We start from the raw sequence: 25,706 nt of genomic DNA on the forward strand, positions 1-25,706 counted from the left end.
CGAGATCACCACCAGCGACACGATACCCGTTGCCGCTCAACGGCTTACGGGACATCCCTTAGGCGACATCGGCCTGGCTAGGCGGCCGAATCTGTCCGGCGTCGCCTCGACGGCGGGGCGGGTTGTCAGGCGAACACGCGTCGCATACCTGCGGCAGGATGCGTTTTGATCGGTGGACACCACGCCGGTGAGATCGTCTCGGTTGCCCGGATAGTTCACGCTGGCAAGCGCGGGTCCGGTCCCGCGAGCGTCGGCCGCGGTCACGCCGTAGCTGCGACGGCGGAGTTCTCGGACCGTGGCGGCGCCGACTCCGCGGCCACTGCTTATGCGATACATGGGCGGCCTCGCCCGGCCCAGGAGACGGTGCGTGATGCCGCGACGGCACCTAGCTGGTAGACCAGCGCAGCTGCAATCGTCGCGACTACCGTGCCCGAGTGACCCCAACGCTGGCCAGCAAAGCACCAACCGCCCAACCCGCAGCGCAAGAGCCCGAAAACCCAGCCGCGCCAGCGATCTACGCCATATCCGCCCGAAATTCCGCCGATGCTACGGCTACCCCGATTATCCCGAATGCCCGGGCTGAACTCACGTACACAAAATGGTCGGTGGAATGGCAGACTTCCCTGGCATGGCCGATACCCATCCAACGCCCCAACCCTCATCTGTGGTGCTCGTATCCGTACCCAATCCGAAGCCCTACGGCGCGCAGGGCGGCTCGGATCGGCAATCCTTGCCGCTGGAATCGACCGCGGTGACAAATACGTCATCATGGCTCGCAACGACCTCGAGTTTCTCGAAATCTCGGTCGGCATCGCTGCTACGGAGCCAACCCGCTGCCGATCAACACCCGATGGACCGCGAGCGAGGTTGCCTACCGAGATCGTGGCCGCGCGCATCCTGTCCCGTGCCGGCGCGAGCCTCACCGCCGATACGGCGGGCGAAGCGCTCGTCGGCTATCTCGCGGACTACCAAGTGCCCGCCCGCATCGAAGTCGTGGACTCCCTGCCCCGTGACGACAGCGGCAAGGTCTACCAGCTGCAGGTCCGAAACCGTTGCACCGCAGAGGTATCCGTCGAATCCGGCGACGGGGTGCAAGGACGTTCGAAGTCACCGCTTCCCCTGGTCAGGCCCGCGGCAGGCCGAGCACCCGTTGGGCGATGATGTTGCGCTGGATCTCCGAGGTGCCGCCCGCGATGGTCCCGGCGAAACTGCGTAGGTATCGCTCGAACCAACTGCTCGTGAAGCACTCCAGGTTCAGTGGGTTCGGTGGCGCGCTCACCGCGGGATGGGTCAGGCCGTCCGGGCCGACGTTGTCCAGGGCACGTTCGGCGGCCGACTGCACCGCCTCGGAGCCGAGCACCTTGAGTACGGACAGGGTCGGCACATCCTGCTCGCCGCGTGACTCCCTGCCCAACGCGGCCGAGCCGAGCAGCCGTAGCGCGAAACTGTCCATCACCAGTCGGGCGTAACCGTCGTTGTCGAGTGCGGTGCGCGGGTGGAAGTCGACGAGCATGTCTTCGAGGCGGTTGGCGAAACTGAGCCAGAGCAGCGTGCGTTCGTGTCCGAGCGAACCGTTGGCCACCGACCAGCCCTCATTCTCCGGCCCCACCCGGTTGGTCACCGGTACTCGGACGCCCTCGAAGTAGACCTCGTTGAAATCCAGGTCATCAGCTGCGCACGCCGACGCGAACGGCCGCACCGTCACGCCCGGGGTGTCGGTCGGGATCAACAAGACGCTGATCCCCTTGTGCTTGGGTGCGTCCGGATCGGTGCGCACGAACGTGAGCAGTACGTCGGCATCATGGGCACCGGACGTCCAGACCTTCTGACCGTCCACGACATAGTGGTCCCCGTCGCGCACCGCCCGGGTGCGCAGCCCTGCGAGATCGGACCCCGCTCCGGGTTCGCTCATTCCCAGTGCCGCGGTGAGCTCGGCGCGCAGGATCGGCACGGCCCAGTCCCGCTGCTGTTCTTCGGTACCGAACGACAGCAGCGAGGCGGCGATGATCCCAACGCCCTGTGGATTGAAACTGTGGTAGATCCGCCGCTTCGACAGCTCCTCGAGATAGACGTATTGCTGCAGGACCGAGGCGTTGCGACCACCGAACTCCGGTGGGTTGGTCGGCAGCAGCCAACCGCTGTCGAACAGCAGCCGTTGCCAGCGCCGCGCCCACTCCGGGACGTGCGCGCTGGATTCGGACCGCTGGGTCGCCTCCGCCTCGCTCGGCAGGTGCTCGGTGAGGAACCCGACGAACTCGGCTCGGAATTCCTCGACATCCGGATCAAAGGTGAGTTGCACGGTACTCCTCCGCCACGATGGCCCGATGCTCGGCCGCGCCGCCGAGCATCAATTCGCCGGCCTTGGCGCGCTTGAGCGCGAATTGTAGGTCGTTCTCCCAGGTGAAACCCATGGCTCCGAACAGCTGGACGCCGTGCTTGAAGACGAGCGACTGGCACTCTCCCGCAGCGGCTTTGGCCATGGACGCGGCCAGCTGCCGCCGGGGGTCGTCGGCGGCCAGGCACAGCGCGGCGAAGAAGCCGAGCGCTCGCGCCCGTTCGATCGCGACGTGCATGTCGGCCGCCTTGTGCTGCACCGCCTGGAACGAGCCGATCGGTACACCGAACTGGCTGCGGCCGCGCACGTGCTCGAGCACCAGGTCCAGGATCCGTCGACAGGCGCCGACGGTGGTCAGCGCCATGCCGGTGATCGCGCACTGGCGAGCGCGCGCCACGTCGGTGTGAACCCGGTCCGACGCTGCCACCGCCACGGCGTCGAACGTCACGTCGGCCAGGTGCAACACCGGGTCGAAAACCGGTGTGCGGCGGGCACTTACCGCGTCGGCATCGACAACGAACACACCGGCGTCGGTGACCACCGCGAGTCGCGCGGCACGGTCGCCGTCGAGCACATGCTGCGCGGTGCCGTGCAGGCGCCAGCCCGCGCCATCGTGCGCGGCAGAAATCCCGCTGTAGATGGCCGCGCCCGGGCGATCCACCCGGCCTGCTTCCGCGATCAGCGGGGCGAACTGCGACATCGTCGCCAGAAACGGGGTGGGGTCGGTCGCCCTGCCCAGTTCCTCGAACACGATGCCCAGCTCGACCGCCGCGGCAGGCTCGGCGAGTTCGGTCCAGCCGAGGCTGACGTAGGTCTGCCACAGCGTGGCGGGATCGGTGCCTTTGTCGACGACGTCCCTGATCAGCGGTGGTGCGCACTCCTTGGCGGTGACGTCACGGACGATCTCGCGCAACAGCCGCTGATCGGAATCGAACTCGAACAGCATCCCGGCCTCCGCGCTACTTGAGCATGCTGCCGGCGTCGACCGGCAGCGATACGCCGGTGACGAATCGGGCCTCGTCGGAAACCAGGTAGAGCACGGCATTGCTGACATCCACCGGGTCCACCCACGGTGTGGGCAGGGTGTGGAACATCCGGCAGATCGGCTCGAGGTCGGCCGGGCCCGGGTTCTCCAGGTCGGGGCGGAACAGCTTGTAGGTGCCCTCGTTGAGCAACATGGAGGTGCTCACGTGCGTGGGATGCACCGCGTTCACCCGGATGGACTGATGCCCGTGTTCCACTGCGAACGTGCGCATCAATCCGACTACTCCGTGCTTGGCAGCGACATAGTGCCCGACGTTCGGGTAGGCCTTGAGCCCACCTACCGAACCGGTCAAAACGATCGCGCCGCCACCGGCGGAGACCAGATGCGGCACACCGGCTTTCACGCTCTTCCAGACTCCGCCGAGATTGACGGCGATCATGTCGTCCCAGAGCGTCTCGTCGAGGTCGACCAGTGCACCGCCCTCGTTGCCGATTCCGGCGTTCGCGACGATGATGTCGAGCTTGCCCAGCTGCTCCACACCGCTGTCCACGGCCTGCTTCAGCGCGTCGAAGTCGCGCACGTCGACCTCAGCGGTCACGACCCGCCGGCCCTCGGCCTTCACCAGTTCCGCGGTTTCGGCCAGGTCCTCGGGGGTGGACATCGGAAAAGGAACATTGTCGAGCTGCTTGCAGACATCGATGGCGATGATGTCGGCGCCCTCCTGAGCCAGCCGTACCGCGTGGCTGCGACCCTGGCCGCGCGCCGCACCGGTGATGAAGGCGACCTTGCCGTCGACCCGTCCGGTCATTGTGAACCTCTTCTCGTTCGTGGGAATTCAGGGATTGGGAGTGAAGGTGATGTGCAGATCGCTGAGCCCGCGCAGGATGAACGTCGGCTCGTAGCGGTAGGTCCGGTCATCGGGCGCGCCGTGGTGGGCTTCGTCGATGCCGATGTCGAGCATCCGGTCCAGAATCCGCTCGATCGACACCCGGCCCTCGACGCGCGCCAGCGGGCCGCCGGGGCAGGAGTGCACGCCGCGCCCGAACGCCATGTGCTCACGGAAGTTGGCGCGGTCGAGGCGGAACTCGTGCGGGTCGTCGAATCGGCGCGGATCCCGATTCGCCGCGCCGGGGCAGAACATCACCGTCGAACCGACCGGGATATCCACGTCGCCGACGGTGGTGGCGCGCGTGGCCAGCCGGAATCCGGACTTGACGGGCGAGTCCATCCGCAGTGTCTCTTCGATGAAGGTAGGGATCAGGCTCCGGTCATCGCGCAGCGCCTGTTGCACTTCGGGATGGTCGGCGAGTACCCGCATCGCGGCGCTGAGCAGTTTGGCGGTGGTCTCCTGCCCGGCGGCGAAAAGGAAGGTGGCCGAACGCACTACGTCGATCACCTCGGGGGTGGAGCCGTCCGGGTATTTCGCCAGCGCGAGTGACGTCAGCACATCGTCGCGCGGATTGTCGCGACGTTCGGAGATGTAGCCGACGAACTTGTCGTCGAGCCATGCGAGGGGGTTGGTGGCCAGGGATTCGCTGTCGAGCGCGCCGACTCGCTGGCCGGGTTGCGCCGCACCGAGCACGATCCGGAACTGCTGATGGTCTTCCTCCGGCACGCCGAGCATGTCGGCCACCACCAGCAGCGAGAACGGTTTGGCGTACTCGGACAGGAATTCCGACTTGCCCGCCGCGAGGAACTCGTCGAGCTGGCGGTCGGCCAGCCGCCACATGAAGTCCTCGTTCTCCTTCAGTCGCGCCGGGGTGAGCAGCCGGTTCAGTACGGACCGCGCGAAGGTGTGTCGCGGCGGATCCATGGTCACCATGTGTTCGAACATCGGTAGTTGCGCGCGATGCTGCTCGATGAGATCGGTGATGTCGTCACCCTCGATCGCGAAAGGCAACGGCGGGAATGGACCGCCGACCGCAACGGCCGAAGAGAACAGGTTCGCGTCGCGCAGAACCTCCACCGACTCGTCGTAGCCGGTGACCGCGTAGACCCCGTAGTGCGATTCCTTCTTGACTGGACACTGGGCCCGCAGGTGGTCGAAATAGGGGTGCGGATCCGGCACCAGGTCTGGATCGGCGAAATAGTCGACGGTGTCGAAATCGGTCATTCGGATCCTCCTTGAAAACTGCATTGTCTATACATGAGAATAGCATTCTCATATGGTTATGGCAGGGCGCGGGCAAAATGAATGCCCATCAATTCAGGGCAGGTAGACCCGGCTCGCCAACCAGCGTCCATCGATGAGCTGCATCGTCATCAAGACACGACTACGATCGACCCGTGGATCGGTGGAGGCGGCGTTGGTGACCGTCTGGTCGATGAAAAGCAGCACCTCGACCTCGGTTTCGGTCGCCGACTTCACCGCCGCGTCCAGGACCGCGCCTTTGCCGGTCGCCTTGTTCTCTTGCAGCAGCTGGCGCAACTGACCACTCGAACGGGTGTACATGTCCCGGAATTCGCCGGTCGACCCGTCCAGCACCGCGGTGAAGTCGCGATCCAGATTGTTGGAATCGACACTGGTCAGGGTTACCGCGTACGCGCGGGCAGCTTGCAGTGCCGCCTCGGCCGCGCTGTCCACCGCCCGCTCCTCGCGCAGTTGCCAGCCCAGGACGCCGACGCCGACGAGCGCGGCGACTGCGACCAGTGCGAGCGCGGGAACGGCCGCGCGACGCGCGACGCGCGCCAGTCGTATTCCGCGAAAGTGCTGTTCGTCCCTGGACTCCAGCCCTGCGGCAGCTGGGGCCGCTTCCGCGGCGGTGGCGTCGCCGGACTGCTTCGACGTGGGCGAATCCTGTTTGTCGGCAGGCTCTTTCACGTCGTCGGTCGGCAGGTCGGCTACAGCAGTCTCGGTATCACTCATGGTGTCGTTCCTCGCAGTAGGGATCGGGCTGGGTTGGCTGTCTTGTCCGGTCATCGGTGCGGCGCGGGAGGCGGGTCCGGCAACGGCGGTCCTGCGAAGGTCAGCGGCAACGACAGCGGTCCGACCGGTGTCTGAATCGTCTGCCGGACCGCGGGCTCGCCGGGCGGCGGGAGCCCGGGGATCGCGGCACCGGGCGGGCGCGGAGCATTGGCGGCGCCACGGATCAGCACCGACGGGTCGGTATTGGGGCAGTACGTGTATCGGTACGGCTCGGGAAAATCGGGCAGCGACGGTGACCGGCGGGGCAGGTCGTAGTCACAGGAGTAGCGGGGATACAGGTTCACCAACCCCCAGACACCACCGTCGTGGAAGGCGACCGCGATCGCGTCGAGGGTGGATCCGCCGCGCTCGGTCGGGAAGAAGAATTCCTGGAAAGCCGGCACGCGGGCGCCGGTGATATCAGCGACGACACCGAGGTTGTCGAGCAGCTTCGTGCCGCGGTCGGCGTTCTGGGCGAGCACGGCGTCCAGCGCGCGCAACGTTCCCGGCGTCGCGTCGAGCAGGGCCGCGTACCCACCGGATTTCGCGCTCACCCCCGCCAGCACCTGGTTCATGCCGGTGGCGAATTCGCCGAGGCCGGGGGCGAAGTCACGCATGGTCCCGAGCACCTGCTTGCTGTCACGCAGCAGGCTCACCGTCTGCGGCAGCACCGCGTCGAGAGTGGAGATCAGGAAGATTCCGCCGTCGATGAGGTCGGCCAACTTCTCAGGTCCCTGCGGTCCGACCCCGAACCCGTCGACGACTGCCGCCAGCTGAGCCGGATCCACTTGGGCCAGAGTGGAATCCATCTGACTGAGGGTTTGCCACAGTGGGGTCGGCGTGCTGGTCCTTTCCACCGCGATCTCCGCGCCGTCGGCCAGGTAGGGACCATCGTCGCCGGTGGGCCGGAAGTCCAGGTACTGCTCCCCCGCCAGCGACAGGCTCGCCACCCGGACCTCGCCGTCGGCGGGCAGCGCGGTATCCGCGTTGATCACCGCTACCGCGACGAGCCCGGTTCCGGTGAGTTCGACCGACTCCACGGTGCCGACCGGAACCCCACGCAGGGCAACGGTCCGGCCGGTCAGGAGCCCGCCCGAATCGGCGAGATGGACGCGAACCCGGTAGGTCGACGCGGCGGGATTCATCCCTAGCGCGCCGAAAGTCAGATAGCCGACACCGATCACCAACGTCACCACCAACGACACTGCCGAGGCCGCTGCCCGCCGTGCGCGGACCGCGCCCACCGCGTTCACCAGCAAGCGCGCCGAGGCCTCACCGACCCCGCCCGTCATCGGCCCGCTCCGGTGATCCGGCCCTGCAGTCGAAGCAAGGTGTAGGTGAGCGTGCCGACGAAGTTCGTCCAGTCCCTGGCGTCCGGCAGCCTGCTCTCCGGATCGCCGGGGTGGTTCACATCAGGCAGCACACCCACTGCCAGGTCCTGGAAATCCGCATCGGTGCTGGCGGCCGTGCTGGTGGTCACCGCGATGACCGGGCCGAGCATCGAATTCATCGCCGCCACACTGGCATTCGGGTCGATCGCCGCGGCGTTGAGCTGCTCGGCGATCCGATTGATATCGGCGATCATGCCGGTGGTCTCGGTGCCGTCGAGACCGGGCAACCGTGCGAGCTGCTCGGAAATTCGACCGACCTCACCGACCAGGGACAGTGCCTGGTCGGAGTTGGCGCGCAAGGTGGTCAACGCGGGTCCAGCGGCGGCGAGAACCTCATCGATCGTGCCGGACTGTGCTTTCACTGTGCGAGCGAGCTGATCGACCTCCGCCAAGGTGATGCGGATGTCGGCCGAGCGGGCGGCGAGCCCTTGCACTACCCGGGTCGACTGCGCGATCAGGTCCGCCATGCGATCACCCCGGTCCCCGACCGCGTGGCCGAGTCCATTGACAATCGTCGTGAGATTGCGGAGGGCACCGCCATTCACCAGCAGCGATGCCGTGGTGAGCAGTTCCTCGACGGTCGCCGCGGCGGCGGTGTGCTCCCGGGCGATGCGGTCACCGTCGGCCAGGGCCGGCGTCGCGGGCGTTGCCTCGGCGGGTGGGGTCAGCGAGACGAAGATGTCGCCGAGTGGGGTGGCCGAGCGTAGTTCGGCGGTGGATCCCAACGGCAGCCGAACCCCACGCCTGATGCTCAATGTCACCACCGCGGTGTAGTCGCGCACCACCATCTCGGTCACTTCGCCGACGTCGGCGCCGGACAGCCGAACCTTGGCTTTGGCGGGCAAGTTCAGCGCATTCTCGAATTCGGCGCGCACCGTGTAGTTTTCGCCGCCGCCGCCGGGAGCGGGCAGTGGCAGGTCGCCGAGCCCGACCGCGCAGCCGGTCCCGAAGGCCGGCGCAGCGAGCGCGAGCGCCGCGATGCGCGACAGACGCCATGCGATCATCGCGGCAACCTCGACATCGCCTCGAGCATGTCGGTGATCCCGAAGTCGGGCCCGAAATCCTGCAATGTCCCTGTCGCGCAGCCGAGTTGGCGCAGACCGAGGATATTGCAGAATTCCTTGACCAGCTGGCCGTCGAAGAAGACCTTGTCCAGCAGTGCGTGCACACGGACACCGCGGTAGTCGAAGTCGACAGCGTTGTAGGCGTTGTTCAGTAGCAGCGGTGTGACGTCGATGAATTCGGCGAGCTCGCTGCGGTAGTCCGCCATTGCCTTGGTCACGGTGGCGCCGTTGGACAGCGTGGCCGACAGGGTGCCCGCGTTGGCGGTGAGCAGCGCGTCGGTCTGGCGCATGATCTCGACGATCTGGGCCCCCGTGTTGCCGGTGCCGATGCCGAGATCGGCCACCACATCGCCGAGTTGCCCTGTCGCGGTGCCGAATTCACGGACGACACGGTCGTTTTCGGCGGCGGCGCGCAGCAGTTCGGCGAGTTGGTTCACCAACTGGGTGATCGTCTCGCGCGTGGCGTCCCCGCCGTCTTCGCCGAGCTTCAGCGCCACCGCGAGCTGATCGAGGGTCTCGCGCAGTGGCGCACCGCTGCCGGTGGCGATCGCCGACGATGCGGTGAGCAACCGCGCGACCGGACCATCACCGGGCCGCTCGCCTTCGAGTTCGCCCGCCATGCGATCGGCGGCACCGAGCAATCGGTCGAACTCCACGGGTGTGCGGGTGCGGTCCAGGCCAAGGCGCGCACCGTCGGACAGCGTGGGCCCACCTCGGTAGACGGGTGTGAGCTCCACGTGGCGGTCGGTGAGCACGGAAGTCGACAGGGTGACCGCCCTGACATCGGCGGGGATCGAGACCTCACGGTCGAGGGCCAAGGTGACCTCCACCTGGGAGCCCCGCGGCTCGACCGAGGTGACCTCCCCCACCGGCATGCCGAGCACGGCAACGGCATTGCCCACATACAGGCCGGCGGCGTTGTCGAACATCGCGGTGACGGTGGCCCTGCGCTCGCCCCGGATCGGGCTGTCCGCGTATCCGGCCGCGACCCCGATCCCCAACACCACTGCGGCGGTCAGCAGCGCACGTCCGGCTCTCATTGACAATCCTTGAAGTAGGGGGGCAGGTTGGCGATCTCCGCGCGCCCGCTCAGCGCGCACATCCATGAATCGATCAGCGGCCCGGCGGGCGCGGTGAAGTCGACTTCGTTGGCGGTGCCGGAGGCATTGGCGAAGTTGCGCACCGGAATCGGCAGGATCTCGAGCGTGCTTCGCAGGAGCGCTTCGTTGCGCGCGAGACTGCCGAGCAGTCCTTCGAGACCGTTCAGCAGGGTGTCGACGGCCGGGCGGTCGTGCACCACCAGGGTGCGCACCTGATCGGCCAGGTCGCGGGTCGCGGTCATCAACTGCACCACCGCGTCGCGACGAGCCACGATCTCGTTGAGCAGGTCGCTGCCCTGGGTCATCACGGCCGCGAGATCGGCTTGCTGGCCGTGGATCACCGAGGTGAGTGTCGCGGTACTGGCCAGCAGTGCGCTGGTCTCTCCGCGCCGTTCACCGATAACGGCGGCCAGCGCGCGCACGTTGGCCAGCATGGCAGGAAGTACCGACGGCATTCCCTCCAACTGCCCGGCCAGGGTGGTCAGCGAGTCACCGATCTGGGCGGTGTCGATCCGTTCGAAGGTGACGGTGGCGTTGTCCAGCGCGGTCTGTAGGTCGTAGGGAACCTCGGTGTGCTCCAGGGTGATTCGCCGGCCGGGTAGCGCGCCCTCGCCTGCGGGGCGAAGCTCCACATATCGTGCACCGAGCAGGGTGGTCAGCTTGATCGCCGCCCCGGTCCCGGAGCCGAGCGGCACCGCGGAATCGATGTTCAGCGAGACCAGCACTCGATCGCCGACCAACCGCGACCCGCCCACCGTGCCGACCGCGACTCCCGCGATGGTCACCGCGTCCCCGCTGCTGACCCCGGCCGCCTGGGCGAACTCCGCCTCGTAGCGCACCGTGCCGACGCCGAACGCGCTGACGCCGACAGCACCGACGGTCGCCGCGAGCAGAATCACAACCGCGATCAGCCCGAGCAGCCCACGAGGATGCTCCTCGATCGGCTGCTGCGCCAATCGGATCCACTGTCGTACAGATCGTTTCATCGTCGCCTCACCGGCAGATCGGGGAATACTCGGGTTGCCCGCTCGGCGAGGCGAGGCCGACGATTGTCGGAACCAGCGCCTTCAGCGATGGCAGCATGGTGATGTTGAAGTTGCACAGATAGGTGCTCAGGTACGCGCCTTCCTGGCTGACCCTGGCCAGCCCTTTCATCAACGCGGGCAGGTTGAAACCGAGGTAGGCGAAGTTCTCCTTGTTCTCCTCGAAGTGCCGGGTGAAGCCGGGCTCGCGGTAGAGCATGGCGTTCAGTTCCGGCTCCACATCGCGGAGCAGTCCGGCCATCCGGTTGGTGACCAGCGCCGTCGAATCCAGCGTTGCCAGCAGTTCGTCGCGGTGCTCGGCCAGCCCGCCGATGATCACCCGCGACTGGGTGATGAGTCCGCTCACCTCACCGCTGTGGCGCGCCAGGTCGCCGACCACCGAATTCAGATTCCCGATCACCGCGCCGAGCACCTGGTCGGGTCCGGCGAGCGACTGCGCCAGTTCCGATACCTGCTCGATCAGCAGCACCAACGAGGTCTGATCACCTTGCAACGCCTTGATCAACGCGCCGGTGACGTTGTCCACCTGGGCGGGATCCAGGCCGCCGAACAACGGCTCGAAGCCGTTGAGCAGCGCGGAGATGTCGAAGGATGGTTCGGTGTGTTCCACCGGAATCTCCGCACCCGCAGCTAGTGGCGTTCGAGCACCGAACTCGGCGAGCGCGAGACCGAGGTAGCGCTGCCCGATGACATTCTGGTAGGTGATCGAGGCTTTGGTGTCGCCGTAGAGCACTTGATCGTCTTCCACCCGGAACCGCACCCTGGCCTGGATTCCGGCCAGCTCGATTCCGTCCACCCGCCCGACCCTGACCCCGGCCATCCTTACGTCATCGCCGACCCGCAAACCGCTGACATCGGTGAAAACCGCCGAATACCGATGCGTTTGCCCATTGATGTCACGGTCGAGGGTCACGTAGGTCACCCAGATCAGCGCCATCGCGACCGTCACGAACAGACAGACCCCGATCAGCGAACGGCGGTAGCTCATCGGGTACCCCCCATGGGAAATGGGCCGTCGGCCAACAGCGGCACGAGCACGGACTCGGCACCGTTCTGGTTCCCGCGCAGAGCTCGCTCGATCAGTGCGGTGATCTCGGGCGGCAAACCGGCGGCGACCCCGGGGTCCGACGGGTACGTTCGCGGGTCCATGACCGGCGGTATCTCCTCGATCGGCACCGACGTGGGTGCCGTCGAGCAGCTCGGGCCTGCCAGCTCGCCGTAGCGCGGGCAGTCGGCGCGGGTGTAGGGCGTGTGCGGGGTCATCCGGAACTGGAACTTGCCCCGCCCGCGCGGGCTGTCGGCGTTCCAGAATTCCTGGTACCACAGATCCGACAGCTTCCGGATGCTCACCACGATCTGGCTGAATGCCGGTGAGCCTGCCGCGAACACGTCGAGGACCGGACCCATGTTGTCAGTGATGTCAACGGCCTGGTCTGTTCGGCGGTCCAGAGTGGCGCCGACCGTGCCGATCGTGGTGCCACCGGCGGTGAGCAGTCCCGCCAGCTGGCCGTTCTGTTCGGCGAAGGTCCGCATCGGGAGCACCGAGTGGTGCAGCGCGTCGAGCAGTTCCGGGGCCGCGGCGGTCAGGCCACGGATCGACTCGGCGAGCATCGTCAGGGTGGGTGGGGCGCCGTCGGGGGTGAGCAACGCGTCGAACTCCTCGGTGATGCGTTCGAGTCGAGCACCGGCACCGACCAGGTCTGTTCCGCGCCGGTCGGTCGCCTCGGCGACCGCGGCGAGCACACCCACCGTGTCGGCGGTCCCGATCCGCGCGGTGGCGGCGATGATCTCGCGCAGTTTTGTCAGCGCGGTCTGCAGCTGAACCGTGGACAGGCTGGTGTCCTGCCGGATCTCGGAGTTCGCCGTGAGTGCCGGGCCTGGACCGTTGTCGACCAGCTGCACCGAGGAGACCGCGAACACATTGCTGGGGACGACCCGCGCCGTGACAGTACGCGGAATACGTTCGGCGACAACAGGATCGAGCAACAATCGGACTCGGTTGGCCGAGCCCCCGCCAGTCGTGGACACCCCGGCGACGATGCCGACCAACATCCCACGGAACTTCACGTCGGAACGGGCGGGTAGGCCGTCGCCGAGTTGTTCCAGAACCGCTGTCACCTCGACCTTCTCGTCGAATCGCCCGATCGACTTCATCAACAGCAAGGTGATCCCCAACGTCACCACCACGATCACCACGACTCCGCGCAGGAGCAATATCCATCCGGCGGGACCACGGCCGTCCTTCTCGAAGAGCACAGACATCGGCTCAGCCCCCCAGCCTGGCACTGGCACCGATACCCCAGAGCGCGACCGTGAGCAGCAGATTGACCACAATCATCAGCGAGATCGCAGCGCGCATCGCGCGTCCTGCGGCAACGCCGACGCCCTGGGGCCCACCCGCGGCGTAGTAGCCGTAATAGCACTGCACGGTCGAGGTGATGATCACGAAGAGAACAGCCTTGCCCAGCGAGTACGCGATATCGGGCCCGTTGAGTACCAGTTGGAAATAGTGCTGGTAGGTGCCCGCGGAGAGTCCGCCCGACATCCCGACGACCGCCTCGACCGCGAGATAGTTGGCGGCCAGGCAGACGAGGTAGAGCGGGATCATCGCCACGATCGACGCCAGCAATCTGGTGCTGACGAGGTAGGGCACCGAACGAATGGCCATCGATTCCATAGCGTCGATCTCCTCGGCGATGCCCATCGCGCCCAGCTGGGCGGTGAACCGGCAGCCGGCCTGCGCCGCGAATGCCAGCGAGGCCATGATCGGTGCCAGTTCCCTGGTCGAGGCGGTCGAGGCGATCAGGCCGATGGTCGGTTCCATCCCGAGCAGGTGCAGGGCGTTGTAGCCCTCCAGCCCGACAATCGCCCCACCTGCCGCGCCGAGCACGATGATCACTCCCGCGGTGCCACCGCCCACGACAATCGAACCGTTGCCCCAGGTGATGTCGGACAGGATGCGCAGGAATTCGCCGCGGTAGTGCCGCAGCATCACCGGGATCGAGTACAGCGCGCGGAACAGGAAGGAGAACATGTGCCCGATGCGCATGATCGACACACCGGCATGCCGCGAGACCCGGATGACGGTGCGCGTGCCGCGCGGACGGTATGGGGTCGCCATCACAGTCCCTGCCGTGGGAACAGAATCATGGCCAGCTGGGTGAACACGACGTTCACGAGCATCAGCAGCAGGATCGAGGAGACCACCGTCGAGTTGACGGAATTCGCGACGCCGGCAGGCCCGCCTTCGGTGTGCAGGCCCTTCTCGCAGGCCACGACGGCGACGATCATTCCGTAGATCACGGCTTTGACCAGGGTCAACCACAGATCACCGACGGTGGCGAACGAGGCGAATGTGGTGACGAAACTGCCCGGGGCACCGTTCTGCGCGAAGACGTTGAACAGGTAGCCGGCCAGAAATCCCACGAAGCACACCACACCGGTGAGCGAGACACCGACCAGCACGGCCGCCGCCACGCGCGGCACCACGAGGCGCCGCACGATCGAGACGCCCATGACTTCCATCGCGTCCAGCTCGTCACGGATCTTGCGGGAGCCCAGGTCGGCACAGATCGCCGAGCCCACCGCCGATGCCATCAACAGCGCGGCCACCATGGGCGCGCCCTGGCGAATCACCGCGAGCCCGCTGGCGGCACCGGCCAGCGAGGTCGCGCCGACCTGACCGGCCAGCAGGCCGAACTGGATGGACAGGGTGACCCCGATCGGGAGTGAGACGAAGATGGTCGGCAACACCGCCGCCGAAGACATGAACGCCGACTGCCTGACGAACTCCCCGAACGCGAAACGTTTCGTGACGATGTCGGTGACGAGGTATTGGACCGCGCGGACACCGAGGATGAACTGCCCACCCACCGTCTCCAGTGCGGCGACCGGATGACGCTTCAGGTAGCCGTGCCACCACGCGACGATCGCCCGGGTCGCAGGCTTTGCCTGCGGAGTCCGGGCATCGCCTTCCGGGGTTTCCCGGGCCGCGGCTTCGCGGTGGATCGTCATCGCTGGTCTTTCGGGTCGGTCGGTCCGCGCGATACAGCGCGGCGAGAAGGAGCGGACATCCGCTGCACCACTACCAGGGAAACATGCTTCTCCATTGTGACCATCATTACTAGCGTCAGTCAAGAGTATGTTCTGCCCTATCGGAGAATGCCATTCTCGCAAGGTGTTGACCGGCCGTGGACAGCAGCGAGTGCCGACCCGCCCACAGATGGCCGGATACGCACCGACGCGCCAACCTTGCCGCACTACCGCACGTTGCCGCTTTTCGACGCGGCCGAAACAACTCCCGCCGACATCAGTCGGCGGCAGTGATCGCAGCCCGAGCCGTCAGGGCCCGGCCGCAGAAACTCTCGCTACCCAGGCGGCACGAGGTCGCGCATCTTCTCCCGGAAGGAGGGGGGAAGCAGAGTACCGGACTGGAAGGACTCGATCGGCGACACCGCCTCACCAGGGGACCCGGCGGCAGCCAGAGCGCACGACTTGAAAGCCTGCGCGGCCACACTCACGCGATGACAGGACGCGCCCACCCGCGCTGCCAATTCGTCGGGAAGGTCCTCACCCCAGATCGCGACCTCCGTCAAACCGTTGTCCAGGCAGTCGAGCACGCCCTCGCGCACCGCGCGTTCGGCCAGGTAGCTACGCACGGATACCGCGACGGCTGTGGGCCACAGGTCGTGGTTCGAATCCATCAGCGACGGTCGCAGATCCAGCACAGTGGCACCGAGAATCTGCAACGCGCCCACATTGTCGAGATCGGAGACGAGAACGGTGACCTCCCACCCCGCCGCGGACCGATCGAACAGCCAGCCACCCGCGTGCCGAACGACGTCGGCGGCGTCGGGCCCCACGACCGCCAATCGGTGACGCAGGGGGTGCCGGTGCGCATGCGCGCGCCACCGAATCGCGGAATCGACGGACCGTGTAGCCATATCTTCCATCCCGTTATCGCATACAGAAAGCCGAACCGGTCGCCTGGCGAGTGATCTGGCAGCGCCCAGCCTGGGCGGCACCGCGCTACCAGTCTCGCGGAACGCGACTGCTGCCCACAGTAATTTGATTCTCCTCGGCGCGATGAACATTCTCCAAGAACGTCAAAATGTGACCCAGACCACTTTTCCGATGCGACCGCCACACGCCGCGCTGCCGCGCCTCCAGACCTTGTTCACTTCTAGGTAATATAATTCTCTGTTTAGGAGAACCGTGAAATCGGGGTCACCCCACCTGCCGGAGATGGAGTTCGACGATGCGCACGATCCCACCAGACCTGGTCCGTCACTACCGGGAACAGGGCTGGTGGACCTCGGAGACACTCGGCGACCTGCTGACGAGCGGGCTCCGCACCGCCCCCGATACCGCTTTCCGAGTGCATTCCGCAACCCGGCCGTGGTCGGGCACCTTCGCCGACGTCGAACAGAACGCCCGACAGCTCGCGGCGGGCTTGCACCGCCGCGGCGTCGGACCCGGCGATGTCGTCGCCTTCCAGCTACCGAATTGGATGGAGGCCGCGGCGACCTTCTGGGCGTCGGCGTTCCTCGGTGCCACCGTGGTTCCAGTGGTCCACTTCTACGGCAGGCGAGAACTGACCCACATTCTCGAGACCGTTGCGCCCAAGGTCTTTGTCACCGCCGACCGGTTCGGCAGTCAGGATTTCCCACCGGAGGTCTATCGCGATGTCCCCATCGTCGGCGTTGTCGGCCGCGATTTCGACGAACTGCTCGACGACGAGGCGCTGCCGGGCACGCTGCCGGTGGAACCGGACCGCGCGGCGCTGATCGCGTTCACCTCCGGCACGACACGAGCCCCGAAGGGTGTCGTGCACAGCCATCACACTCTTGGGCACGAGACACGGCAACTGGCCGGGATCTATCCCGACGATCGCGGCGATCAGGTCACCGCCGCCCCGGTCGGTCATTTCATCGGCATGATCAACGCCTTTCTGATCCCGGTGCTCGATGGACAGCCGATCAACCTGGTCGACGTGTGGGATCCGGCCGGCATCCTGCGCCTGATGACCGCCGAAGGACTCTCCGTCGGTGGCGGCGTTCCGTACTACGTCACCAGCCTGCTCGACCATCCCGGCTGGACCGACGCACACCTGCCGTACCTGCGCTACGCCGGACTCGGCGGTGCCGCCGTGCCCGCCGCGCTCACCACCCGCCTGGCCGACGCCGGTGTCACCGTCTACCGCTCCTACGGCAGCACCGAGCACCCGTCGATCACCGGCTCGCGACATACCGCACCGGCGGACAAGCGATTGTTCACCGACGGCGAGGCACTGCCCGGCGTGCAGATCCGACTGGCCGAGGACGGAGAAATTCTGAGCCGTGGACCGGATCTCTGCCTGGGCTACACCGACCCCGAGCTCACCGCCGCGGCCTTCGACGCCGACGGCTGGTACCACACCGGCGACATCGGCGTACTCGACGACGACGGCTACCTGACGATCACCGATCGCAAGTCGGACATGATCATCCGAGGCGGCGAGAACATCAGCGCGCTCGAGGTCGAGGAAATACTGCTGACGATGCCAGGGGTCGCCGAAGCAGTCGCGGTCGCGGTGCCCGATCCACGACTCGGCGAGCGGACGGCCGCGGTCCTGCGCCTGCTACCCGGACATTCCGTACCCACACTCGAAGAACTGCGCGCGCACTTCGCCACGGCGGGCATGGCCAAGCAGAAGTGGCCCGAGCAGGTCCACGCCGTCGCCGATTTCCCGCGCACCGCCAGCGGCAAAATCCAGAAGTTCGTGGTGCGCGCAGACCTGGCCATACGTGACGAGAGCATTGCGGTCGCGCCATGAAGAGAATACGATTCTCTCAAGCGAATAAGGAGGATTCCATGACGAAGATCGAGCTTCCGTACCAGCTCTTCGATGCCGACAACCATCTCTACGAGACCAAGGAAGCACTCACCAGGCATCTGCCCAAGGAGTACGCGGGAGCCATCCAGTACGTGGAGATCAACGGCCGAACCAAGATCGCGGTGCTCGGCCAGATCAGCGAGTACATCCCCAACCCCACCTTCGACGTGGTGGCCCGCCCTGGAGCCATGGAGGACTACTTCAAAAACGGCAACCCCGAGGGCAAGAGCAAGCGCGAGATCTTCGGCAAGTCGATGAAGGCCATCGACGCTTTCCGCGACCCGCAAGCCCGCCTGAAGGTCATGGACGACCTCCAACTGGAACGCGCGTTGATGTTCCCGACGCTCGCCAGCCTGGTCGAGGAACGGCTGCGCCACCATCCCGAGCTGATCCACGCGGTGGTCCACTCGCTGAATCGGTGGATGCTCGAGGAGTGGGGCCAGGACGGCAACTTCGTCCACTCCGATCGGATCTTCACCATCCCAGTGATCACCCTGCCGATCGTCGAGAAGGCAATCGAGGAACTGAACTGGGCGGTAGTCGAGCACGGCGCGAAGGCGATCCTTGTTCGCCCTGCCCCGGTGCCCGGGTTCAAGGGGATGCGCTCGTTCGCGCTGCCCGAGTTCGATCCGTTCTGGAAGCGGGTCGTCGAACTCGACGTACTGGTCACCATGCACTCCTCCGACAGCGGCTACTCGCGCTTCGACGCCGAGTGGGACGGCAACCAACTGGAGATGCTGCCGTTCAAAACCAACACCTTCGCCATGACGAACCAGTGGCGCCCGGTCACCGACGCGGTCGCATCCTGGGTGTGCCACGGCGCGCTCAACCGATTCCCGGATCTGAAGATCGCGGTCATCGAGAACGGCTCCGCGTGGCTCGAGCCGCTGCTGCAGCAGTTGACCGACGTCTACAAGAAGGCACCGGAGGGTTTCGGTTTCCGCAACCCGGTGGAGGCCATCAAGCAGAGCCTCTACGTCAGCCCGTTCTGGGAGGAGGATCTGCAACGACTCTCCGATGTCATCGGTGTCGATCACGTGCTGTTCGGTTCCGATTGGCCGCACCCGGAGGGTCTGGCCGAGCCCGCGCGCTATATCCACGAGATCAAGGAGATGCCGCTCGCGAACCAGGCGAAGATCATGGGCGGCAACCTGGCACGGCTGCTGAACGTATGAGCTGGGAATCCATCCCGCAGATGGTCCTGAGCGCGGCGGACCGCTTCGGCGATGCCGAAGCGGTCGTCGACGGCGATCTGCGGTTGAGCTTCACCGAACTGGCGGCCCGGATTCGCCAGGCCGCGGGGGCGTTCGCCGAGGCGGGCATCGACACAGGCGACCGGGTCGCGCTGTGGGCGCCCAACTCCGCGGAGTGGATCATCACGGCGTTCGGCCTGCTCACCGCGGGCGGCGTTCTGGTTCCGGTGAACACCCGGTTCAAAGCCGAGGAAGCCGGAGACATCATCGGCCGCAGTGGTGCCAAGGCGGTGGTCGTGGAACAAGGCTTCCTCGGCACCGACTACACCGGCGTCACCGATGTGCCGATGATCGACCTGAAATCCGGTTTCCTCGACAGCGGGCAGCCGCTCGAACGCAGGGTCGCCGGCACCGAGATCGCCGACATCATCTTCACCTCGGGTACTACCGGCCGTCCCAAGGGCGTCATGATGAACCACCAGCAGACGCTGCGGCTGTACACGGAGTGGTGCGACCTGGCGGATCTGCGGGAGGGCGACCGTTATCTGATCGTCAATCCCTTCTTTCACATCTTCGGGTACAAAGCTGGGCTGGTGGCCTCGCTCATTCGAGGCGCGACCATCCTCCCGGTCCGGGTCTTCGATGCCGACACGGTCATGGACATCGTGGAACGTGAGCGCGTGACGATGCTGCCGGGGCCACCCACCCTGTACCACTCGCTGCTGGAGGCGAAGAGCACACGGGACCTGTCCTCGCTGCGGGCGGCGGTCACCGGTTCCGCCGACATCCCGGTGGAACTCATCCGCAGGATCGCCGAAGAACTACCGTTCCAGTCGATCATGACCGGCTACGGCCTCTCGGAAGCGGGCACGGTCACCGCCTCGCGGCCCGGCGACAGTTTCGAACAGATCGCGACCACCGTGGGTAGTCCGTGCGCGGGGGTCGAGGTCAGCATCGCCGACGACGGCGAGGTGCTGGTCCGCGGCTACTCGGTCATGCTGGGCTATCTGGACGACCCCGACGCGACAGCCGCCGCGATCGGTCACGACGGTTGGCTGCGTACCGGCGATCTCGGTGAGCTGGACCCCGACGGCAGGCTGCGCATCGTCGGACGCAAGAAGGACATGTTCATCGTCGGCGGATTCAACGCCTACCCGGCCGAGATCGAAGGCTTTCTGCTCGAACATCCCGCGGTAGCCCAAGCCGCGGTCGTCGGCGTGCCGGACGAGCGACTCGGCCAGGTCGGCCGCGCATACGTGGTGGTCAAGGCTGAAATCACCGAGGATGAGCTCATCACCTGGAGCCGTGATCGGATGGCGGGATTCAAGGTGCCCCGGTCGGTGCGCTTCCTGGACGCCTTGCCGCTCAACGCGACCGGCAAGGTGATAAAAGACCAACTGCGCTGAAAGGCGACGTGATGACCGACTTCCCCGATTTCACCGCGCTTCGAGCCGCAGTCGGCACGGAGATCGGGGTGAGTAACTGGATCGAGATCGACCAGTCCCGCATCGACCGGTTCGCCGAGTCGACCGGCGACGCCCAGTGGATTCACGTCGACCCTGTGCGGGCGGCCATCGGCCCCTACGGGCGCACCATCGCGCACGGCTTCTTGACCCTGGCCTTACTGGCACCGATCGCGCAGCAGGTGATGACCGTCCGCTCGGCGCGGATGGCGATCAACTACGGCTTGGACAAAGTGCGTTTCCCGACCCCGGTGTCCGTCGGTAGCCGGGTGCGCGGCACGCTCATCCTCGCCGATGTCACCGACATCCTCGGCGGGGTGCAGGCCATGCGCGATATCACCATAACCGCAGAGGGATCGACCAAACCGGCCTGTGTCGCACGCCATCTCGTGCGATATCTGAACTGAGCGAGCGGCGGTGAATCGTCCCGGAGCACGTCGAGGACTGATCCGCGGCGCCACCGTCTTCGGCCGCTCGTGCACCGATGTGCGCTGGTCGGACGGGCGCGTCACCGCCTGTGGTACCGGTTTGCGCGCCGAGCGGGGTGAACCGGTGATCGAGGCAGGTGGCGGCTGGCTGCTGCCAGGTCTGCACGATCATCACATCCACCTGCGCGCCCTCGCGGCCAGGGGCGGGTCGGTCCCGCTGGGGCCGCCGCAGATTCGCGGCCGGGAGGGATTCGAGGCGGCGATACACCGGGCTTGTGCGCGTCTCCCTCTGGACGGCTGGCTGCGCGGTGTCGGATACCACGAGAGCGTTGCCGGACCGCTGGACCGCGATGTTCTGGACCGGCTGGCACCGGACCGCGCGGTGCGCGTACAGCATCGTTCGGGGGCGCTGTGGGTTCTGAACTCGGCGGGCTGCCGGGCTGCCGGGGTGGACTCGTGCTCGTTGCCCGGCATCGAACGCGATACTTCTGGACGAGCCACCGGACGACTATGGCGGTTGGACAGCTGGCTCGGCGCCAGAGTGGACGGGGGGCCGGTCGATCTTGGCACGCTCGGGGCGGATGCGGCAGCCGCCGGCATCACCGGATTCACCGATGCCACACCGGATCTCACGGTCGATGCGATCGACACCATGGCCACCGAAATCACAGCCGGTGCACTTTTGCAGCGCGTGCACTGCATGGCACCGCCGCAGACTCTGCACCGAACCGCGCCCCGATTCACCCTCGGCCCCACCAAGATCTTGCTGGATGACACCGACCTGCCCACGCTGCCCGACTTCACCGCACGCATCCGGGCCGCGCATGCCGCCGGGCGGCCGGTGGCCGTGCACTGTGTCACTCCAGTGCAACTGGTGCTCACCATCGCCGCCATCGACGAGGCCGGGGCACTGCCGGGCGATCGCGTCGAGCACGGCGCCCTGGTCCCCGCCGACACCCTGCCCTGGTTGCGTCGCACCGCGATCACGGTCGTCACCCAGCCGCACTTCCCGGTGGAACGGGCCGCGCAGTACGCCGCCGAGGTCGATCCCACCGACCGCGCAGACCTGTGGCGGCTCGGCTCACTGATCGCCGCCGGGGTCGGCGTCGCCGCCGGAACCGACGCACCGTTCGGCGATGCCGACCCATGGGCAGTGATCCGTGCCGCCACGGAACGCGCGGAGCCGGAGCGGATTTCGCTGACCGCAGCCGTGGGTCTCTTTCTCGGCGAGCCGAAGCACCCGGCTCGCCCACGCCGGATCACCGTGGGTGCGCCGGCCTACCTCACGTTGCTGCGACTGCCACCACAGGACATCACCATTCCGAACCGGGACCTCGTCGGCGCCACGGTGATCGATGGAGATGTCGTCTTCACCGCGTAACGCTGACGACTACGGAGCCGCTCTGGTCGCCTCGAACGGCGGCGAGGTCCTTGCACCGGCGCCTACTCCGACCGCTCCAGAACCACCGGAGTCACTGTGCCGATTCCGCGAATCTCCGTGAGATTCATCGGTATCAGTCGGAATCCGGGCGTGCCGGACAGCGCAGCCGCGAGTCCGGGGGCGACGACAATCGTGCCGGGCGCGGCGAGGCCGGTGAGCCTGCTGGCGAGGTTGACCGTGGTGCCGAACACGTCACCGAGTTGACGGATCAACGGACCCCACGCGGCGCCCACGCGAACACCGGGAATGTCGGGATCGGCGGCGAAGGCATGCACCAACCCGACGCCGATCTCCGCGAGCGAGGTGGCGGAGTCCGTGGTGAACAGGATTTCGTCGCCGAGCAGTTTCACCACACTGCCGCCATGCGCGGCGACCACATCGATGGAACGGTGTTCGAAACGCGCCACCACGCGCAGCAGATCAGCGGCGCGGCGGTCACGACTCAGCTCGGTGAACCCGACGATATCGGCGAACCCGACGCCGCTGTCCCGCACGCCAGGCGCGTCGTCCGACGGATCGAACAGGTACAGCGTGTCCTCCAGTTTGCGCCGCCACACCTGACCGAGCAGCCACTGAACTTCCGGTAGCCGCATCGCCAATGCCGTGACGGTGTCCATGGATTCCGGCGCCCGATGCAGCTGTCCCGCCACGATGTCGACCTGCAATCGGGCGAGCTGCGCGATCGCCCTGGCGAGGACGCCGAGCAGGTGCAGCGCCGCCGATTCATCGATCATGCCCTCGTCGACATACCCGGTGAGCAAGCGAAGCAACCGGACATCGGAGTCAGCGAAGTCCACGGCTCTGTCGTCGACCTCCGGGTAGCCCAGCGCGCGCCAGAACCGCCGTGCCCTGGCCGGGACGATCCCGGCCGCGTGTGCCGCCTCGTCGCCGGTGAGCCGACGCGGCTCGCCGAAAGCGACAGGATCCGCGGCCTCCCGGCCCGCGATGCGCGCCAGTGCCTCGGCCACCGTGTGCACCGCGTCCGTCTCGCGGGCTATCACCGGCGGCACGTTGTCCGCGGAGGCGGTCGACGATTCATCGTTGTGTCGGCGACCGATCGGGTGGGTCGAATTCGCCGAGCTGGAACGCCCGTCATCGGTGTCTTCTGGTCGCATAGCCGCGCCGCGCTCAGTCGGGGCGCGCGACCGCCGGTGCCGCTGGGCATCCGGCGGCGCGTACGTGGTCGAGCGACGGGGAATGCCGCCAGATCTCGATGAATCCACCCTCATCGCGCACGGTGCCGACCGGCGGCACCATGCGCGCCATCGGGCAGGCGTACACCTCGCCGAACGCGTCGATCAGGCAGATGTCGGCTCCCCCGCCGCAGTTCTCGGCGAGGTCACCGGTCGGGTGGATACCGAGCATCACCTCGTCATGGTGCTTGTCCAGCCAATCCGCCAGTGCGCGGCGCTGACTCACGTCGGGCGCGACTTCGGGCGGTCGATCACCGGTGAGGCGCAAGCGGACGCCGAACAGGCCGGCGACCGCCAGGAGCCCATCGAGGCGGTCGGCACTGTGTCTTGTCAGCGGCACCGAGACCTCGAATTCGTAATCACCGGTGGAGGCGAGCAACTCCATGGCTCGAAGGCTCGCGCGGAACGCGCCGCGGCCACGCACGGCATCGTCATCGGCCTCGGTAGCCGCGGCCAGCCGGACCCTGGCTGTCAGTCGGTGGTCACCGGCGAGCCTGCGGGCCACCGCCGGGGTCATCCTGGTGCCGTCGGTGTCGAAGGCGAGGGAAATCCCGCGCTCACGCACCCGGTCGGCGATGTCCCAGAAGTCGGCGCGTGCGGTGGGTTCGCCCCCGCCGATCTCCACACCGAGTACCCCGAACCGTGCGAGGTCGTCGATCACCGCAAGACACTCGTCGGTACCGAGCCGGTGCCGTGGACTCGGCCTCCGATGCCGAACCTGGCCGCCGGGCCAGGCGGTGTCGAGCTCCCAGAAGACAGCGGTCGGCGGCGAGGCGGCGATCGAGTCTGTCCCGGACAGACACAGCTGAGCATCCATTCGACCTCCATAGGAGAATCTAATTCTTATAGAAGGCTAGGCTATACAACCCGCACTGAACAGCATTTAGATCGAATCGGCAGACAGATCCACCAACGAACAAGGCGAGACTCTTGCGCTACCATTACCTCATTGAGAGAATTTGATTCTCGTCAGGATTATCGCGCAGACCGATCGCGCGGCCGCCGCGCAGCACATGACAGACCGAGGAGTCCAGTGAAGACCGACGACCTGATACTCGTGAGCATCGACGACCACGTGGTCGAGCCACTCGACATGTTCGACCAGCACGTCCCCCGCAAGTGGGCCGACTATGCGCCCAAGGTGGTCGCCGACGACAAAGGCGTGGACCACTGGATCTACCGCGACCGCCCGACCGGTGTCGCCGGGCTCAATGCCGTGGTCACCTGGCCGGCGGAGGAATGGGGCCGTGACCCGGCCGGCTACGCGGAGATGCGCCCCGCGGTCTACAACGTGCACGACCGCGTACGCGACATGGACGTCAACGGCGTGCTCGCGTCCATGTGCTTTCCCACCTTCACCGGCTTCAGCGCGGGGCATCTGAGCCGCGGCGGTCAGGACGAGATCACCGTCGCCATGATCGCGGCGTACAACGACTGGCACATCGAAGACTGGGCAGGCGCATACCCCGGCCGCTTCATCCCGATCGGCATTCTGCCCATGTGGGATCCGCAACTGGCGGTTGCCGAGATCGAGCGACTGGCCGCCCGTGGCTGCCACTCGGTGACCATGCCGGAACTGCCCCACATCGACGGCCTTCCCAGCTATCACGACATCGACTACTGGGCACCGGTGTTCCAGGCACTGCAGGACAACGAGATGGTGATGAACCTGCACATCGGGCAGGGCTTCGGCGTGCTGCGGCTCGCGCCGGACGCGCCGATCGACAACCTCATGGTGCTGGCGCCGAGCATTTCGCTGATCGCGGCGCAGGATCTGTTGTGGGGACCGGCATTCCGGCGTTTCCCTGGTCTGAAGGTCGCGCTGTCCGAGGGCGGTGTCGGATGGATTCCGTTCTTCCTCGACCGCTCGGACCGGCATTACACCAACCAGCGCTGGCTCCGCCGCGACTTCGGCGGCAAGCTGCCCAGCGAGGTGTTCCGGGAGCATGTGCTTGCGTGCTACGTGACCGACCGGACCTCACTGAAACTGCGCCACGACATCGGCATCGACAACATCGCGTGGGAATGCGACTACCCGCACTCGGACTCGATCTGGCCCAATGCCCCCGAGTTCGTGCTCGAGGAACTCGAGTCCGCCGGCGCGTCCGATGCCGACATTCACAAGATCACGTGGGAGAACGCCTGCCGACACTTCGGCTGGGATCCATTCCAGCACATCCCCCGTGCGCAGGCGACGGTCGGCGCGCTCCGGGCGACCGCCACCGACGTAGATATCTCCACCCGATCCAGGGCCGACTACGCGGCCGCTTACACCCGACAGGAAGTCTGAT

At 66.6% G+C, this 25,706-nt stretch carries 23 protein-coding genes; 7 read left to right on the top strand and 16 right to left on the bottom strand.

The genetic code is table 11. The features are described 5' to 3' along the window. The first annotated feature begins 768 nt into the window (after nucleotides 1-768). Entirely contained in the window at nucleotides 769-1,161 is a 393-nt protein-coding gene (locus IEY60_RS31350) for a hypothetical protein (RefSeq protein WP_189034149.1), read from the top strand. Here IEY60_RS31350 and IEY60_RS31355 read toward each other — a convergent pair. From IEY60_RS31355 to IEY60_RS31420, 14 genes are all read right to left on the bottom strand, one after another. Further along, entirely contained in the window at nucleotides 1,124-2,299 is a 1,176-nt protein-coding gene (locus IEY60_RS31355; RefSeq protein WP_189034150.1) for an acyl-CoA dehydrogenase family protein, read from the bottom strand. The genes IEY60_RS31350 and IEY60_RS31355 overlap by 38 nt on opposite strands. Beyond that, the gene (locus tag IEY60_RS31360) at nucleotides 2,283-3,281 is read right to left on the bottom strand and encodes an acyl-CoA dehydrogenase family protein (protein ID WP_189034151.1); all 999 of its coding nucleotides are present in this window, start codon (nucleotides 3,279-3,281) and stop codon (nucleotides 2,283-2,285) included. The genes IEY60_RS31355 and IEY60_RS31360 overlap by 17 nt, the downstream gene beginning before the upstream one ends. 13 nt (nucleotides 3,282-3,294) lie before the next feature. After that, on the bottom strand, nucleotides 3,295-4,128 hold the full coding sequence (locus tag IEY60_RS31365; RefSeq protein ID WP_189034152.1) for a mycofactocin-coupled SDR family oxidoreductase: 834 nt from the start codon (nucleotides 4,126-4,128) through the stop codon (nucleotides 3,295-3,297). A gap of 27 nt (nucleotides 4,129-4,155) precedes the next feature. Next, nucleotides 4,156-5,433, bottom strand: a complete 1,278-nt coding sequence (locus IEY60_RS31370) for a cytochrome P450 (RefSeq protein WP_189034153.1) — start codon at nucleotides 5,431-5,433, stop codon at nucleotides 4,156-4,158. 93 nt (nucleotides 5,434-5,526) lie between these two features. Continuing rightward, the gene (locus IEY60_RS31375) at nucleotides 5,527-6,186 is read right to left on the bottom strand and encodes an Rv1363c family protein (protein ID WP_189034154.1); all 660 of its coding nucleotides are present in this window, start codon (nucleotides 6,184-6,186) and stop codon (nucleotides 5,527-5,529) included. 50 nt (nucleotides 6,187-6,236) lie between these two features. Beyond that, complete coding sequence (locus IEY60_RS31380; protein ID WP_189034155.1) at nucleotides 6,237-7,517, bottom strand: MlaD family protein; 1,281 nt, start codon at nucleotides 7,515-7,517, stop codon at nucleotides 6,237-6,239. Next, the gene (locus IEY60_RS31385; RefSeq protein ID WP_189034156.1) at nucleotides 7,514-8,620 is read right to left on the bottom strand and encodes an MlaD family protein; all 1,107 of its coding nucleotides are present in this window, start codon (nucleotides 8,618-8,620) and stop codon (nucleotides 7,514-7,516) included. The genes IEY60_RS31380 and IEY60_RS31385 overlap by 4 nt, the downstream gene beginning before the upstream one ends. Beyond that, nucleotides 8,617-9,720, bottom strand: coding sequence for an MCE family protein (locus tag IEY60_RS31390; protein ID WP_189034157.1), 1,104 nt, complete (start codon nucleotides 9,718-9,720; stop codon nucleotides 8,617-8,619). The genes IEY60_RS31385 and IEY60_RS31390 overlap by 4 nt, the downstream gene beginning before the upstream one ends. Further along, on the bottom strand, nucleotides 9,717-10,766 hold the full coding sequence (locus IEY60_RS31395; RefSeq protein ID WP_189034158.1) for an MCE family protein: 1,050 nt from the start codon (nucleotides 10,764-10,766) through the stop codon (nucleotides 9,717-9,719). The genes IEY60_RS31390 and IEY60_RS31395 overlap by 4 nt, the downstream gene beginning before the upstream one ends. Before the next feature lie 7 nt (nucleotides 10,767-10,773). Next, nucleotides 10,774-11,811: an MlaD family protein gene (locus tag IEY60_RS31400; RefSeq protein WP_189034159.1), complete on the bottom strand. Its 1,038-nt coding sequence runs from the start codon at nucleotides 11,809-11,811 to the stop codon at nucleotides 10,774-10,776. Further along, on the bottom strand, nucleotides 11,808-13,085 hold the full coding sequence (locus IEY60_RS31405) for an MlaD family protein (RefSeq protein WP_189034160.1): 1,278 nt from the start codon (nucleotides 13,083-13,085) through the stop codon (nucleotides 11,808-11,810). Before IEY60_RS31405 ends, IEY60_RS31400 begins: the two co-directional genes overlap by 4 nt. 4 nt (nucleotides 13,086-13,089) lie before the next feature. Further along, nucleotides 13,090-13,944, bottom strand: coding sequence for an ABC transporter permease (locus IEY60_RS31410; RefSeq protein WP_189034161.1), 855 nt, complete (start codon nucleotides 13,942-13,944; stop codon nucleotides 13,090-13,092). Continuing rightward, nucleotides 13,944-14,837 (bottom strand): MlaE family ABC transporter permease, encoded by an 894-nt coding sequence (locus IEY60_RS31415; protein ID WP_189034162.1) that lies wholly within the window; start codon nucleotides 14,835-14,837, stop codon nucleotides 13,944-13,946. The genes IEY60_RS31410 and IEY60_RS31415 overlap by 1 nt, the downstream gene beginning before the upstream one ends. Before the next feature lie 353 nt (nucleotides 14,838-15,190). Next, nucleotides 15,191-15,766, bottom strand: coding sequence for a hypothetical protein (locus IEY60_RS31420; RefSeq protein WP_229740296.1), 576 nt, complete (start codon nucleotides 15,764-15,766; stop codon nucleotides 15,191-15,193). Between the two features lie 314 nt (nucleotides 15,767-16,080). Here IEY60_RS31420 and IEY60_RS31425 point away from each other — a divergent pair, with 314 nt between their 5' ends. Genes IEY60_RS31425 through IEY60_RS31445 form a run of 5 tightly spaced genes read left to right on the top strand, consistent with a single transcriptional unit; the run spans nucleotide 16,081 to nucleotide 22,162 of the window. Beyond that, the gene (locus tag IEY60_RS31425) at nucleotides 16,081-17,637 is read left to right on the top strand and encodes an AMP-binding protein (protein ID WP_189034163.1); all 1,557 of its coding nucleotides are present in this window, start codon (nucleotides 16,081-16,083) and stop codon (nucleotides 17,635-17,637) included. A 38-nt stretch (nucleotides 17,638-17,675) separates the two neighbouring features. Beyond that, a complete protein-coding gene (locus IEY60_RS31430; RefSeq protein ID WP_189034164.1) occupies nucleotides 17,676-18,872 on the top strand; it encodes an amidohydrolase family protein in 1,197 nt (398 codons plus the stop codon). After that, nucleotides 18,869-20,296: a FadD3 family acyl-CoA ligase gene (locus tag IEY60_RS31435; RefSeq protein WP_189034165.1), complete on the top strand. Its 1,428-nt coding sequence runs from the start codon at nucleotides 18,869-18,871 to the stop codon at nucleotides 20,294-20,296. Before IEY60_RS31430 ends, IEY60_RS31435 begins: the two co-directional genes overlap by 4 nt. Before the next feature lie 11 nt (nucleotides 20,297-20,307). Further along, nucleotides 20,308-20,760 (top strand): MaoC family dehydratase, encoded by a 453-nt coding sequence (locus IEY60_RS31440; RefSeq protein ID WP_189034166.1) that lies wholly within the window; start codon nucleotides 20,308-20,310, stop codon nucleotides 20,758-20,760. A gap of 10 nt (nucleotides 20,761-20,770) precedes the next feature. Further along, nucleotides 20,771-22,162 (top strand): amidohydrolase family protein, encoded by a 1,392-nt coding sequence (locus IEY60_RS31445; RefSeq protein WP_229740297.1) that lies wholly within the window; start codon nucleotides 20,771-20,773, stop codon nucleotides 22,160-22,162. Between the two features lie 62 nt (nucleotides 22,163-22,224). Here IEY60_RS31445 and IEY60_RS31450 read toward each other — a convergent pair whose 3' ends face one another. Beyond that, nucleotides 22,225-23,223 (bottom strand): adenylate/guanylate cyclase domain-containing protein, encoded by a 999-nt coding sequence (locus IEY60_RS31450; RefSeq protein ID WP_189034167.1) that lies wholly within the window; start codon nucleotides 23,221-23,223, stop codon nucleotides 22,225-22,227. A 127-nt stretch (nucleotides 23,224-23,350) separates the two neighbouring features. Then, complete coding sequence (locus IEY60_RS31455; protein WP_189034168.1) at nucleotides 23,351-24,232, bottom strand: radical SAM/SPASM domain-containing protein; 882 nt, start codon at nucleotides 24,230-24,232, stop codon at nucleotides 23,351-23,353. Nucleotides 24,233-24,448: 216 nt separating this feature from the next. On the opposite strand from IEY60_RS31455, the gene IEY60_RS31460 reads away from it, so the two are divergent. After that, on the top strand, nucleotides 24,449-25,705 hold the full coding sequence (locus IEY60_RS31460) for an amidohydrolase family protein (protein ID WP_189034169.1): 1,257 nt from the start codon (nucleotides 24,449-24,451) through the stop codon (nucleotides 25,703-25,705). The last annotated feature ends 1 nt before the right edge of the window (nucleotide 25,706 follow it).

The organism is Nocardia rhizosphaerihabitans (genome assembly GCF_014646295.1).
Classification (GTDB): Bacteria; Actinomycetota; Actinomycetes; order Mycobacteriales; family Mycobacteriaceae; genus Nocardia; species Nocardia rhizosphaerihabitans.